This is a genomic window from Streptomyces sp. NPDC050263, assembly GCF_040655955.1.
Taxonomy (GTDB): Bacteria; Actinomycetota; Actinomycetes; order Streptomycetales; family Streptomycetaceae; genus Streptomyces.
This window is the reverse complement of the sequence record NZ_JBFAKW010000196.1, coordinates 1-12,222: the sequence shown is the minus strand read 5'-3', so window position 1 is coordinate 12,222 and position 12,222 is coordinate 1. Positions and strand designations below refer to the sequence as shown.

Annotated in this window: 15 protein-coding genes and 2 pseudogenes; 9 read left to right on the top strand and 8 right to left on the bottom strand. The window is 68.5% G+C overall.

The features are described from left to right. Positions 1-107 precede the first annotated feature (107 nt). From AB0J04_RS43625 to AB0J04_RS43615, 3 genes and pseudogenes are all read left to right on the top strand, one after another. Complete coding sequence (locus AB0J04_RS43625; RefSeq protein WP_363174271.1) at positions 108-779, top strand: transposase; 672 nt, start codon at positions 108-110, stop codon at positions 777-779. 189 nt (positions 780-968) lie between these two features. Further along, positions 969-1,952, top strand: a complete 984-nt coding sequence (locus AB0J04_RS43620; RefSeq protein WP_363174270.1) for a YncE family protein — start codon at positions 969-971, stop codon at positions 1,950-1,952. Between the two features lie 627 nt (positions 1,953-2,579). Then, positions 2,580-2,957 (top strand): annotated as a pseudogene (locus AB0J04_RS43615) (IS982 family transposase); the annotation flags it as partial. A 182-nt stretch (positions 2,958-3,139) separates the two neighbouring features. On the opposite strand, the gene AB0J04_RS43610 reads toward AB0J04_RS43615, so the two are convergent. After that, positions 3,140-3,886 carry an SDR family oxidoreductase gene (locus AB0J04_RS43610; protein WP_363174269.1) on the bottom strand — a complete coding sequence of 249 codons (747 nt, stop codon included), beginning with the start codon at positions 3,884-3,886 and terminating at the stop codon, positions 3,140-3,142. 92 nt (positions 3,887-3,978) lie between these two features. Between AB0J04_RS43610 and AB0J04_RS43605 the strand changes: the two genes are divergently transcribed. Together AB0J04_RS43605 and AB0J04_RS43600 are read left to right on the top strand one after the other, a co-directional pair. After that, positions 3,979-4,587, top strand: a complete 609-nt coding sequence (locus AB0J04_RS43605; protein WP_363174268.1) for a TetR/AcrR family transcriptional regulator — start codon at positions 3,979-3,981, stop codon at positions 4,585-4,587. 169 nt (positions 4,588-4,756) lie between these two features. After that, positions 4,757-4,963, top strand: coding sequence for a helix-turn-helix domain-containing protein (locus tag AB0J04_RS43600; RefSeq protein ID WP_363174267.1), 207 nt, complete (start codon positions 4,757-4,759; stop codon positions 4,961-4,963). Here AB0J04_RS43600 and AB0J04_RS43595 read toward each other — a convergent pair. Beyond that, entirely contained in the window at positions 4,957-5,790 is an 834-nt protein-coding gene (locus AB0J04_RS43595; RefSeq protein WP_363174266.1) for an alpha/beta fold hydrolase, read from the bottom strand. The two genes, AB0J04_RS43600 and AB0J04_RS43595, sit on opposite strands and share 7 nt — an antisense overlap. 176 nt (positions 5,791-5,966) lie before the next feature. Then, on the bottom strand, positions 5,967-6,425 hold the full coding sequence (locus AB0J04_RS43590; RefSeq protein ID WP_363174265.1) for an Lrp/AsnC family transcriptional regulator: 459 nt from the start codon (positions 6,423-6,425) through the stop codon (positions 5,967-5,969). A 140-nt stretch (positions 6,426-6,565) separates the two neighbouring features. On the opposite strand from AB0J04_RS43590, the gene AB0J04_RS43585 reads away from it, so the two are divergent. From AB0J04_RS43585 to AB0J04_RS43575, 3 genes and pseudogenes are all read left to right on the top strand, one after another. Next, positions 6,566-7,231, top strand: coding sequence for an AzlC family ABC transporter permease (locus AB0J04_RS43585; protein WP_363174264.1), 666 nt, complete (start codon positions 6,566-6,568; stop codon positions 7,229-7,231). After that, positions 7,224-7,559 carry an AzlD domain-containing protein gene (locus tag AB0J04_RS43580; protein ID WP_363174263.1) on the top strand — a complete coding sequence of 112 codons (336 nt, stop codon included), beginning with the start codon at positions 7,224-7,226 and terminating at the stop codon, positions 7,557-7,559. Before AB0J04_RS43585 ends, AB0J04_RS43580 begins: the two co-directional genes overlap by 8 nt. A gap of 45 nt (positions 7,560-7,604) precedes the next feature. Next, positions 7,605-8,804: pseudogene (locus tag AB0J04_RS43575) on the top strand (PLP-dependent aminotransferase family protein). A 162-nt stretch (positions 8,805-8,966) separates the two neighbouring features. Here AB0J04_RS43575 and AB0J04_RS43570 read toward each other — a convergent pair. Then, positions 8,967-9,554: a hypothetical protein gene (locus tag AB0J04_RS43570; protein ID WP_363174262.1), complete on the bottom strand. Its 588-nt coding sequence runs from the start codon at positions 9,552-9,554 to the stop codon at positions 8,967-8,969. Positions 9,555-9,682: 128 nt separating this feature from the next. Further along, positions 9,683-9,880 carry a hypothetical protein gene (locus AB0J04_RS43565; RefSeq protein ID WP_363174261.1) on the bottom strand — a complete coding sequence of 66 codons (198 nt, stop codon included), beginning with the start codon at positions 9,878-9,880 and terminating at the stop codon, positions 9,683-9,685. Between the two features lie 987 nt (positions 9,881-10,867). Here AB0J04_RS43565 and AB0J04_RS43560 point away from each other — a divergent pair. Further along, positions 10,868-11,113, top strand: coding sequence for a hypothetical protein (locus tag AB0J04_RS43560; RefSeq protein WP_363174260.1), 246 nt, complete (start codon positions 10,868-10,870; stop codon positions 11,111-11,113). 238 nt (positions 11,114-11,351) lie between these two features. On the opposite strand, the gene AB0J04_RS43555 is transcribed toward AB0J04_RS43560, so the two are convergent. Genes AB0J04_RS43555 through AB0J04_RS43545 form a run of 3 tightly spaced genes read right to left on the bottom strand, consistent with a single transcriptional unit; the run spans position 11,352 to position 11,989 of the window. Then, a complete protein-coding gene (locus AB0J04_RS43555) occupies positions 11,352-11,579 on the bottom strand; it encodes a hypothetical protein (protein ID WP_363174272.1) in 228 nt (75 codons plus the stop codon). Next, positions 11,516-11,806, bottom strand: coding sequence for an IS110 family transposase (locus tag AB0J04_RS43550; protein WP_363174259.1), 291 nt, complete (start codon positions 11,804-11,806; stop codon positions 11,516-11,518). Before AB0J04_RS43550 ends, AB0J04_RS43555 begins: the two co-directional genes overlap by 64 nt. Before the next feature lie 6 nt (positions 11,807-11,812). Next, the gene (locus AB0J04_RS43545) at positions 11,813-11,989 is read right to left on the bottom strand and encodes a hypothetical protein (RefSeq protein WP_363174258.1); all 177 of its coding nucleotides are present in this window, start codon (positions 11,987-11,989) and stop codon (positions 11,813-11,815) included. Positions 11,990-12,222: the final 233 nt, after the last annotated feature.

The following is a 12,222-nucleotide window of genomic DNA, read 5'->3' as shown; positions in this document are numbered from 1 at the left end:
CTCGTACTGGACGTACTTGGGCTTTCGGCCGGTGCGGCGAGAGTGCGTGCCGGGCGTCGCGACGGGGCGAACGTTGCCTGCCGCGGCACTAGCTGCGCCACCGCTGGATGGAGGGCTGCACCAACGCTGCTGCACTCACCCGGGAGATCCAGCGGTTGGGCTATCGCGGAGACGTCAATACCGTCCGCCGCCACCTGCGGCCGTATCGCACCGGGACGATCCCGGCGGATGCCCTGATGCCCCATCTGACCGTCCGTCGGGTCACCGACTGGATCATGCGCCGGCCCGAGCAGCTCACCGACACCGAACGCACGTGCCTCGACGAGCTGTGCGAACGCGTCCCTGCGTCGGCCACGACCACCCAGTACGCCCGGCGACTGGCCTCGATGGTGCGCGAACGCCGCAGCGAGCACCCGGCCCTCGACGTCCGGCTCGCCGATGTCCGCCTCGACGGACAACGAGAACTCCCTAGCCTGGCCGCCGGCATACGGCGCGACCGCGCAGCCGTGCTCGCCGCCCTGACCACCACCTTCACCTCGGGAGCGGTCGAGGACAGCGTCACCGGAATCAAGCTGCTGAAAGGACAGATGTACGGCCGGGCCGACTTCGACGTCCTGCGCCGCCGCATCATCCTCCTGTCACCTTGGTCAACCAGCCACCACCCCCAAATCAGCGACAGAGCCAAGTTGTGTGGGGCGATTGCCGAGCGCCACGCCAGGAGAACGCGAGGGAGCGGGAATCCGGCACGACCGAACGTTTGCCGCTTCGGTGCTGAATGATCCGGTTTACCGCCCTTCGACGGGCCCGGAGTTCCATTCGGTGGTCAGTGGGCCTTGCCCCCTGAACCGGTCACGCTGCGATCGTCTGAAGCGCGTATCATCCATCCAACTGCCCGCGCCCGGGTTCTGGCACCGCCGAAGCGGCGATGGAGGGATCCGGGCCCGGACTCGTGCCGTCAGGGGGCGCCGGTGCGGATCGACTCGGAGCTGATAGTGCTGAAGGAGATTCCTCGCGCTATCGCGGTGAGCCCGTCCGGGGACCGCGTCTACCTGGCCAATCCGGGCGTCGAAGGATCGTTGCGGAGTCTGCGTAGGCCCCGCGGCACTGTGACGGTCGTCGACCCGTACGCGCGCTCGGAAGTCGCGCACATCCTGGTCGGCAGGAGTCCGTTCAGCATCGCCGTCGACCCCGACGGCGAGCGGATCTACGTGGCGAACCTCCGTTCCAACGACGTGTCGATCGTCGATGTGCGCGCGGCTGCCGAGACCTCGCGCGTCAAGGTCGGTAAGCAACCACGGGCGCTGGCGTGCAGCGAAGGTCGTCTGTACGTCGCGAACGCGCACGCCGGCACCATGTCGGTGGTCGACACGGATACGCAGCGAGTACTGGACACGGTCCGGACCGGTAGGCAACCGACGTCTGTGGTGGTGAGTCCGTCCGGTGATCGCGTGTACGTCGGCACCAACGATGCGACGGTATCCGTGATCGACACGCGGACCTTGGGCACCGTTGCGACCATCGAAGTCGGTCACCATCCCGTCGGCATTGCGCTGAATTCATCCGGCATGCGGCTTTACGTAGCGAATCGCATATCGCAGAGCATCACGGTCATCGATACGGCTGGGCTCAAGGCAATTCGGACCATCCAGCTGTCAACGCTGTCCCGTCGGCAGGGGGTTGGGTTCTTCGCCATGGCCCTCGGAGAGCCGGTGATGTCGCAGCCCATGGCCGTGGGCGTGAGCGGCGACGGCACGCGGCTGCTCGTCGCGTTCTGGGAGGCTGGGACGCTGGCGGTCCTGGACGCTCGCAGCGGCTCGCGGGTGTCTGAGACGCAGCTGGACGACGGCAAGTACAGCATCGGGCCGATCGAGATCGCCGCCGACTGGCCAAACCGACGCCTTTATGTCTCATGCGCCGACCATGCTCTGGTCACCGTGCGCGACGAGCCATGAGGATTCACGAACTTGCGTCCTTCGCCGCTACTCGTAGCCCCGAACATGTGACCGTGCCTGGAGTTCGACGAGGGCGGCTTTGAGCTGGATCCGATGGGGCTGTTCCTTCCTCGGCGCCGTGACGACGGCCGCCCCGCGTCCCGGGTCAAGGTCGTTCGTCCTCGGCTTCGCCTGCGGACGCTCCGCCTCGACCCGCTCTTTGCGGCAGTAAACGGATCCTGTCGAGGGAAAGGGGGAAGCGGGAACGGATCAGGTTTCCAGCATGCCCAGGGCCCCTCCCAGGATGCCGGCCAGGCCCCCGCCGGCCTGGATCCATCTGGTTTTGGTCGGACCCGCAGGGCTCCCGAGGAAACACCACCAGCAGCAGAGTCCCGCCGACAACGAAGAACCAGTCGCCGAACGAGTCGCGCCATTGGCCGAAGGAGCGGAAGCGGCCCAGCGCGACTGCGACATTCATGACGACGAGGAGTACATCTACGAGGGCAGCGCCGGTTGGTGTGCGGTTTGTCAGACCGCCCACCAGGAAGATGATTACCAGCAGTGAGGCGGCCGCCAGGGTCACCAGCATGGCCCGTCCGGTCCACCACGGCACGACGAGGCCGATGCCGCAGGCGAGATTGAAGCAGGACCCTCCTTGACCTCCTGGCAGCCGAACGCGAGCTTCTGCGAGAGTGCCCCCGACAGACTCTCATCGGCGACAAGAACTACTTCGGCCGTGGTTTCGAACGCGAACTGTCCGAGCCTGGAGTCCAGTTGCTGCGGCCTGCCCGCAAAGGTGAACGGGAGCGGCCTGGCGCAGCCCTGTTCAAGCCGCTGCGACAGGTCATCGAATCGAGCAACGAGACCTTCAAGGGACAGCTTGACCTCGAACGGCGCCGAGGGCGCACACCCGTAGGTGTCATAGTCCGCGTCATACAACGCATCCTCGCGCCGACCGCCGCGATCTGGCACAACGACGCCACCGGGCAAACCGTCCCACGCTCACTGATCGCCTACGATCACTGACCCCTTGGTATAGATCATCTAGTCGGACGAGGTGATGCTGGGGGTGCGGGGCGGCCCTACCGGTCGGAGTGATCTCGCGCTCCGTGTCCAGTCCGGGCGTGCTGCGCGGATGCTCGTGTCGGCCGGGCGGAATGTCGCGGGCGACGACTCGCCCGCGACGTTCGGGACTCCGCGCGGCGGGGTCAGAACTGCTTCTCGCCGCCGTTGACGTGCAGGGTGGTGCCGAGCATGAAGCTGCTGTCCGCGGAGGCGAGGAAGGCCACCGCGGCGGCGACCTCCTCCGGGCGCCCCCTGCGGCCGATCGGCACTCCCGCCGCGAGTTCCGCCTTGACGGCGGCCGCGTTCTCCTCGCCGATGGCGATGTCGACTCCGGGGGTGTCGATCGCGCCCGGCGCGACCGTGTTGACCCGGATGTTCCTGCCCTTCAGCTCGTTGGCCCAGGTCCGCGCGAGGGACCGGATCGCGGCCTTCGACGCCGCGTACAGGCCGAAGGCCTCCCGGCCGTCGTCGGCGCGAATGGAGTCGTTGAAGATCACCGAGGCGCCGTCGTTGAGCAGCGGCAGCGCCTTCTGCACGGTGAGCAGTGTGCCCCGGACGTTGACGCCGAAGATCTGGTCGAACTGTTCCCCGGTGGCCTGCGCCAACGGTGCGAGCGTGGCCATGCCCGCGTTGGCGAAGAGCACGTCCAGGCCCCGGCCGCGGTCACGGATCGCGTCGTACAGCCGGTCCAGGTCGGTCGCCTCCGATATGTCGCCCGGCACCGCGGTGACCGCGGAACCGATCGACTCAACGGCCCTGTCGAGCGCATCCTTGCGCCGGCCGGTGATGAACACATGGGCGCCCTCGGACGCCAGCCGCGCGGCGGTGGCCAGGCCGATTCCTGTGCTCCCGCCGGTGACGACGGCGGTCTTGCCTTCCAGCTGTCCCATTGCTTGAACTCCCGAAACTTAGATACCGATCGGTGCAGAATGGAACCGTAGCACTTCTGCACCGATCGGTATCAAGGCCGTAGGATGGGGTCATGGAGATCACCCGGAAAGCGCCGATCGGCCGGCCGAGAGGCTTCGACGCCGACGAGGCCCTGGAGCGGGCGATGACGGTCTTCTGGGAGCAGGGCTACGAAGGCGCCAGCCTGACCGACCTGACCCGCGCCATGGGCATCACCCGCAAGAGCATGTACGCGGCCTTCGGCAACAAGGAGGAGCTGTTCCGCAAGGCCCTGGAGCGCTACACCGAAGGTCCCGCCGCGTATGCGGCCCGCGCACTGGAGAAGCCGAGCGCCCGGGAGGTGGCCACGGCGTTCCTCGCCGGCTCGGTCAGCACGACCACCCGCCCCGGCTGCCCCGCCGGGTGCCTGGGCGTGCAGGGCTCGCTGGCCGCCGGCGACTCCGGACGGGCGGCCCAGGATGCCCTGATCGCCTGGCGCGACGACGGCCGTGCCCGCCTCCGCCACCGGTTCCAGCAGGCCGTCGACGAGGGTGATCTGCCCCCCGGCGCGGACCCGGAACTGCTCGCCCGATACGTCATGACCGTGGCGAACGGCATCGCCGTCCAGGCTGTCGGCGGCGCCACCCGCTCCGAACTCCAGCAGGTGGCCGACGCGGCGCTGCGGAACTGGCCACCCGTCTGACAGCAGGTGCCCGTGGGAGCGTGTCGCGCCGCCCGAAGCGAGGAACCGCACACGAAGCAGCGACATCGCCGGCCGTCAAGCCCTCCGCTTGGACAATGAGGTTACTGACCTCTGCGGCGTGATGTCGTTGAGGGCTGACGATGTGTGATCGTCGCGGTATGCCGGTTGTGTGAGATATCCGCAGGGTGGTGGGCTGAAGCCTGAACGGCAGGCGTTTCGCGAGCGGATCCGGCTGGACGCCGCGGAGCGATTCGCTGCGGGTGCCTCCAACGCCGAGGTCGCCGAGGACTTACGGGTGAGTGTGCGCTCGGTGCAGCGCCGGCGCCGAGCCTGGCACGACGTCGGCTTGACGACAGCACGGCGACGACGTCAGTAAATGATCTTGTGGCCTTGAGCGGCAGACCCGTACCCGTTCGACTCAACCTCGTTGGTGGTGAGGAAGTCCAGGACGAGTGGGCTTGCGACGGTGCGGAACTCCTCGAAATAGGCGTGCCGGGCTCCGGGGATCATGTGGAGCCGGGCGCCGGGGATGCGGTCGGCGAGCAGGGGCGCGTTGGCGGCGGGGTTGAGCAGGTCGTCGCTGCCGTGCACGACCAGGGTGGGTGCGCTGATGCCGGGCAGGAGGTGCCACGCGTCGTGCCGGTTGCTTGCCGCCAGGTGCCGACGCTGGGCGTACGCGGGCATGTCCGGGTCGCCGAGTGTCCGGTAGGGGCCGGGGTGGGCCGCCAGCCAGGCCGGGGTGTACATCAGGTCGAGCAGGGCCTGTCGCGCGGCACCCGGTTGCTGCTGTACCAGCGACTTCCGTACGTCGTTGTCGCGTTCGACGGCGTGCGGGCCGCCGGGCGACGTGCAGCCGAGCACCAGGGCGCGCACCCGGTGCGGATGGCGGGCCGCGAGCTGCTGGGCCACGCGTCCGCCCATGGACGTGCCGTAGACGTCGGCTCGGTCGACCCCGAGCTCGTCGAGCACCGCGATCACATCCTGCGCGAAGACCTCGGTGCTGTAAGGCATGTCGGGCTTGTCGCTCTCCCCCGTACCGCGGTAGTCGAGCGTGAGGGTGCTGCGGTCGGCGTGGAAGTCGTCGCGTACCCCGTCCCACCAGTGGTGATTGTTCGCCTGGCCCGCCAGCAGAACGAGCGGCGCTCCCTCGCCTTGGACCTGGTAGGCGATACGGATCCCGTCAGACGTTGTCGTGTGCTGCATCGCTCTTCCACTCCTGATGGGCCGGGATTCAGCGAGTGTAGTGACGCTGACGGCACCCGGCCCGCCGCAGTGCCTGGTTCGCCACAGGCGTCAGCCGCCGACGGCGAGCGTGCCGCCGAGCACCGGCAGAAGAGCCGGTCGACTGCCCGCTTGTCATGTACGGCAGTGAGCGAGGCTCACTCGATGCTTTTGATCAGCTTCATGGTCTGGTGCGACACGATGCGGTGCACGCCGGGGAGTTGGGTCATCTTCTCGGTCTGGAAGCGCTCGTACGCGTTTCCGTCGGCGACGTCGACGCGGATGATGTAGTCGGGCACACCGAAGACTCGACGGACCTCTGTGACCTCGTCGAACGCGGCGACGGCTCGCTCGAACCGCTCCACGGTCTGTCTGTTGGTCATGGTGATCTCCACGGACATGACCACGCAGAAGGGCCGGCCGGCGGCAGCGGGATCGATCCTGGCCCGGTAGCCGGTGATCACCCCTTCCTCCTCCAGGCGTTTGACGCGACGCAGACAGGGCGCCGGAGTCAGACCGACCCGGGCGGCCAGCTCGACGTTGCTCAACCGACCGTCTTGTGAGAGATGAAACAAAATTGCTCTATCTGTGGCGTCAAGCTTCCTTGTGTTGCTCATACGGTCATTATGCACCCGTCTATGGCAATTATTTGCGGACGATACTGACATAAAATTGTCGAATGATTTCCCAGCCAGTCGCTCCTTCGGCGAGCCCTCCCTCACCGGCCACGGACCCCGGCGATGAGGTTCGGGAGGGTGTGCGCATCGTCACGCCTGCGGCGCTGGCCGCCCTGCCGATGGGGTTGGCCTTCGGTGTCGTGGTGTCCCAGTCGCCCCTGGCGTGGTGGTGGGGCCCGGTCTTCGCGACGGTGATCTTCGCGGGTTCGCTGGAGTTCCTGGTCCTGGGGATGGTGGTGGCCGTGGCGCCGCTGGCGCAGATCGCGGCGACGGCGTTCCTGGTGAACTTCCGCCATGTGTTCTACGCGCTGTCGTTCCCGTTGCACCGGGTGCAGGGGCGCGGGGCGAAGGTGTACTCCACGTTCACGCTCACGGATGAGGCGTGGGCGCTGACCACCGGTCCGCAGGCGCAGCGTTGGAGCAGGCGGCGCATCCTGACGATTCAGGCGGTGCTTCAGGTCATGTGGGTCACCGCTGTCACCGGCGGCGCCCTGGCGGGGACCTTGATCCCGGACGGCGTCGTCGGGCTGGACTTCGCGGTGACGGCGTTCTTCCTCGTGCTGACCATCGACGCGTTCCGCGTCCGGCGCAGTGTCCCTGCGCCCGTCATCGCGCTGCTGTGTGCCCTGGGCTCGTATCTGCTCCTCGGGGACGCAATGCTCGTGGCCGCCATGACCGCCTTCGTCGCGATTCTGCTCATCCAGTACGCCCTCACCCGCAGCAAGCGCAGGAGCGCCCATGCCTGAGCCGACCTACATCGTCACGGCCGTACTCGTCTCCTCGGCCGTCACCTGGGCGCTGCGGGCCGTGCCGTTCGCCTTCCTCGCACCGATCCGTCACAGCGCACTGCTGCCGTACCTGAACGACAGCATGCCCGTCGGGGTGCTGACGATCCTGGTCTTCTACACCCTGCGCCACACCCCGGTCGACATCGCGCCGCAGTCCGCGGCAGCCGCGGCCGCCCTGGTGACCACCGCGGCACTGCACATCTGGCGCAAGAACGCCGTCCTCAGCGTCGTCGGCGGAACCGCCGTGCACGTCGCGGTCGCCTCCACCCTGCCTCTCTTCTCCTAGTCCGCCGGCCCGCGCCGATCCGCGCACTCCGAAAGGTCCCATGTGATGACCACTGCTGACAGCGGCGCCGCGGCCGTCCCCGCTCTTGCCGCCCGGACCGCTGCCGTGGGCGGGTAGCCCGTCCGGGAGATCCTGGCGCTGACCGCCCGCCCCGACGTCATCTCGTTCGCGGGCGGCCTTCCCGCCCCCGAGCTCTTCGACGCGGAGGGCATCCGCGCGGCCTACGACGCGGTGTTGCGCGAGTCGCCGCGGCAGGCGCTGCAGTACTCGACCACCGAGGGCGACCCGTCGCTGCGCGCGGCCGTCGCCGCCCGGCTCACCACCCGGGGCCTCCCGACCGACCCCGAGGACCTGCTGGTCACCGGCGGCTCGCAGCAGGGACTGTCGCTGCTGGCCTCGGCCCTGCTGGAACCCGGCGACACGATCCTGGTCGAGGACCCGACCTACCTCGCCGCGCTGCAGTGCTTCGGGCTCGCGGGCGCTCGGATCATCCCGGTCCCCACCGACGCGGACGGCGTCGTCCCGGACGCGCTGGACGCGCTCGTCGCGGCGGAACGGCCCAAGCTGCTGTATCTGGTGCCCAACTTCCAGAACCCGACCGGCCGGACGCTGCCGCTCGCCCGCCGCAGAGCGATCGCGGAGATCGCGGCGCGGCGCGGGCTCTGGATCATCGAGGACGACCCGTACGGCGAGCTGCGCTTCAGCGGCGAGACGGTGCCGTGGGTCGCGGGCTGCGCCGGCGGGGAGGACCGCACGGTGCTGCTGAGCAGCTTTTCCAAGGTGCTGGCCCCCGGACTGCGGCTCGGCTGGCTGCGCGGCCCGGCCGCACTCCGGCGCGCCTGCGTGATCGCCAAGCAGGCCGCCGACCTGCACACCTCGACGGTCGATCAGGCCGCGGCGGCCCGCTACCTCGCCGACCGAGACCTGGACGCTCACCTCGCCACCGTCCGCGACGCCTACCGCGAGCGCCGCGACGCACTGCTCGCCGGACTTCCGGACGCGCTGCCCGCCGGCAGCAGCTGGAACCGTCCGGACGGCGGCATGTTCCTCTGGGCCCGCCTCCCCTCCGGCCACGACGCGACCGCCCTGCTCCCGCAAGCGGTCGCCCACAACGTGGCCTACGTCCCCGGCGCCCCCTTCTTCGCCGGTCACCCGGACCCGGCGACGCTGCGCCTGTCGTTCACCACCCACACCCCCGCCGAGATCACGGACGGCCTGAACCGCCTGGCCAAAGCCCTGAACTGACCCCAGCCCCCGCAGCGCGCCAGCGGACGCACCGAGACGCATACTGCTCGACGAGCCGGTCTGTCTCCGCGTCGAGGTGCCGGGACCGGGTGGAGAACCCGGCCACCAGATCCTCCGGCACCGTCCCGAAGCAGGACGACGCGGGCGCAGGGGTCCGGCTGTTCATGGGCGCGGGGTCGCCCGGAAGTCCTGTCGCACCAGGGCTTTGCCGTTCGGCAAGGGATACTCGCAGCGGCCCAGGGCTGTGAACCCCGCATCCGACATCGCTGAGGTCAGCGTCTCGGGGTCGACGTCCGATGACACCGAGGCGAGAGCGTCGAACGACGACGAGTACTCCGTCGAGCTGACGAAACCCGCCGCGTCGTTGCGCTGGACCACGCACGACAGCACACCGATGGAGCGGGCGTTCGCGGCCGCGAACGCGGCGAACTCCTCGGTGCCCACGTACTCGATGACGAGGTTGGCGATGAGGAGATCGACCCGCTCGATCCGCACGGAACGGTCGATGCTCGTCTCGATCAGACGGAGGCGATCGCCGAGGGCGTCGCGATACCGGGTCTCGCAGGCGTCGAGGTAGTCGGGGTTGATGTCGTACCCGTACACGGCATCCGTGGTCTCCGGGTCGATCAGGTCGAGTCCGTTGCCTCCCGCGACTCCCAGCACCCCGATCGCCCGGAACGGATACGCCGCGAGCTGCTCCCCGGTGATCTCACGCAGCCGCTGCAGCTGCCCGACCCCTGGGTCGCCCATGTGCCGCTCGTACACGTCGAGGTGAATCCCACGCCAAGGATGCCCGGGCGCGCCCCGGCGGCGATCGGAGGCGGTCATCGTGCCGGACCGGACGGGTGCTGTCGTGGCTGCATCGGTTGGTCCGTCCTTCAATCGCTCCGCCGATCCGAACGGAGGTACTGGCGGCGAGGTGGTCGGAGAACCTGGTCTGGTCTCGGAAAGCTGTCGCCGAGGTTCATGCGAGCGACCTGATGCCGTTCGGTGTCTTTGATCGTACTCGCCGTCTCGGCGACGTCCGCGGCACGGCCGAGCGGAAGAATCAGCACGCTGTCGTCGTCGGCCAGCACGAAGTCATCCCCGGGCGCAGGCTGGTCCCCAGCTCACGCAGAGGCAAGCGCGTCCGGCCAAGTCGTTTCCGGCCAGAGGGCGGTATGCCGCGCCGGTCAGGGCCGGGGCGGCGGGAGAGAGGCCGGCGATGTCGTCCGCGGCGGTGGGGGACGGTGGGGATGTGTCCGGGGGAGAGGGCGGGGGAGCCGCCACAACGGCGCGCTGGGATGTCTGGCCTCGGCGGATCGGCGGGACCCCTTCTTGCGGGCGGTGTCTGTGCTCATCCCGAGCTCATCCCGAGCGGGGCTCCGATCTGTTCCCAGGAAGCGCCGAGCTGCCTGGTGCCGGCCACCATGCGCGGGCTGAGGTGCTCGGAGAGGACCTTCAGGCGGACCAAGTGCTCCAGGGGCAGGGCGGCCGACGTACCGGGCTGGTCGAGGGCGAGCAGGGTCTCGCGGGCGGTGTTGGCGATCGGAGGCCCGCAGTGACCGCTCCCGGCCGGCTCTCCACCCCGGCTACACCCCAGGAGTTACATCGACGACCACCCTGGTAGCAGGCGTAGTTCAACCCCTGGGTGGGCGAAAGGCAACAGCCCCCACAGCTAACTTTTCATGGACCCGGGCAACATCGCCTCGGGCGGCGGCTCGGGGGGACAGGCTCAACGGCAGGCGACCGCGACCGTTGCCCGAACGCGGTGCGCCGGGACGTTCCCGTCGCACGGTCACCTGCAGGAGATGACCACGGCGCGAAGCATGTCCTGCAGAGGAGTGGTGCAGACCGCACGGTCCACTCCACATCCACTCACCGTTTTCAGAGAGAGGTTGGATCCTCAAGGACACCGACTTGCCGGCCACCGGACTGGCAAGAAATCGACAAATATCTTGCCGCTCCACTGCACGCGTTCAGGCAACGGCTCAAATTTCGGAGGAACAATGGCACGACTCATAGGCAAGCTCTTCACAGCGACGGTTGCGACGACGGCTCTTGTGGCAACGGTCCAACTCGGGATGGCTACCGCCGCATCCGCCGCCGACTGCGGCGGATCAATCGTCCAGACCACGAGCAGCAGCGGCATACGCGAGTGGACGATGACCTGGACCAACTGCGCCGGCCTGTCGTCTCGCAAGAAGATCGACATCGCATACGGGCCCGACCTGGGCTGCCAGACGATCCCGGCCGGATCCTGGAGGTCGTGGACCTACGCTGTCTCCGGACTGAACCCGGCACACCCCCGAGGCTTCAAGAACTGCTGAAACCGTCACGGGTTGCTTCCCCTTTCGGCGAGCAACCGTCAACGTGACGCGGCCGGGGCTGCACTCGGACGGAACCGCATGTGCAGCGGAACCGAGCGACTCTGACGCGTAAACAGCAGCAGGTGGGGGCCCATTCGGGCAGGGGTGTCGGCCCGGTCGGGTTGTCCGCCGGGCCCCTTCGCCTCTGTTCACGCGGCGGCCTCCATCGGGTCGAGGGTGACGCGGTGTCCGAGATCGTTCAGTCGGGACACGGTCGGCGTGCGGCTCGTTCGGGGTCCTGCCGGGCGAAGTGGTCGCCGTCGAGGTCGTGGTAGGGCACGTTGTCGCTGAGCATGTGCCAGACCGCGATGATGATCGAGTGCTCGACGGCGACCAGTGCCTTGATCGGGCCACGGCGGGAGGTCAACCGCTTGTAGCGTGCCCGCAGGAAGGAGCCCTTGGTCCGTGCCGCTCCGAACGGGGCCATCCCGAGGGCTCCCTTGAGACAGGGGTTGCCGGGTCGGACCCGGTGCTGCGGACCCGGCCCGCCGATTCATGGTGCCCCGGACACAACCCGGCCCAGGATGCCAGGTGTTGGGCCGAGCGGAACCGGGTCATGTCACCTCCGGTCTCCGCCACGATCACCTCGGCCACTGCCTGGTTCACCCCGGGAATCGTGTCCAGCAGGTCCAGCGCCGGGCGGAAAGGGCTCATCGCCTCCTAGATCCGGACGGTCAGCTGTTTGATGGCACCGGACAGCTGGTCGTACTGATCGAGATAGAGACGGGTCAGGAAGGCGTGGTGCTCGCGGAAGCGGCCGGTCAGTGCCTGGTTCAGCTCGGGAATCCTGCTGCGCATGCGGCGTTTGGCGAGGTCGGCCAAGGATGTGCGGATCACGTTGCCCGTCGATCAGTGCCTGGAGCATGGCGCGGCCGGAGACCCCCATCAGACCGGAGACGACGGCGGAAAGCTTGATGCCGGCGTCTTCCAGCGGCTTCTCCAGGCGCTGTGCGACCTGGGCGCGTTCACGGGTGAGCGGGGGTTCCCCCCGAGAAGTGGACACCAGTTCGTGATGTTATGCGGCGAGTGTCATCGTATCCGACTGCAGTTCGTACTCCTGCTCCCGGGCG

Bases quoted from the DNA above. Each gene is read 5' to 3' on its own strand.
- AB0J04_RS43625 (WP_363174271.1), top strand. From the start codon at position 108: ATGGAGGGCTGCACCAACGCTGCTGCACTCACCCGGGAGATCCAGCGG.
- AB0J04_RS43610 (WP_363174269.1), bottom strand. From the start codon at position 3,886: ATGGGACAGCTGGAAGGCAAGACCGCCGTCGTCACCGGCGGGAGCACA.
- AB0J04_RS43605 (WP_363174268.1), top strand. From the start codon at position 3,979: ATGGAGATCACCCGGAAAGCGCCGATCGGCCGGCCGAGAGGCTTCGAC.
- AB0J04_RS43595 (WP_363174266.1), bottom strand. From the start codon at position 5,790: ATGCAGCACACGACAACGTCTGACGGGATCCGTATCGCCTACCAGGTC.
- AB0J04_RS43590 (WP_363174265.1), bottom strand. From the start codon at position 6,425: ATGAGCAACACAAGGAAGCTTGACGCCACAGATAGAGCAATTTTGTTT.
- AB0J04_RS43580 (WP_363174263.1), top strand. From the start codon at position 7,224: ATGCCTGAGCCGACCTACATCGTCACGGCCGTACTCGTCTCCTCGGCC.
- AB0J04_RS43570 (WP_363174262.1), bottom strand. From the start codon at position 9,554: ATGGGCGACCCAGGGGTCGGGCAGCTGCAGCGGCTGCGTGAGATCACC.
- AB0J04_RS43560 (WP_363174260.1), top strand. From the start codon at position 10,868: ATGGCTACCGCCGCATCCGCCGCCGACTGCGGCGGATCAATCGTCCAG.
- AB0J04_RS43555 (WP_363174272.1), bottom strand. From the start codon at position 11,579: ATGGCCCCGTTCGGAGCGGCACGGACCAAGGGCTCCTTCCTGCGGGCA.
- AB0J04_RS43550 (WP_363174259.1), bottom strand. From the start codon at position 11,806: ATGAGCCCTTTCCGCCCGGCGCTGGACCTGCTGGACACGATTCCCGGG.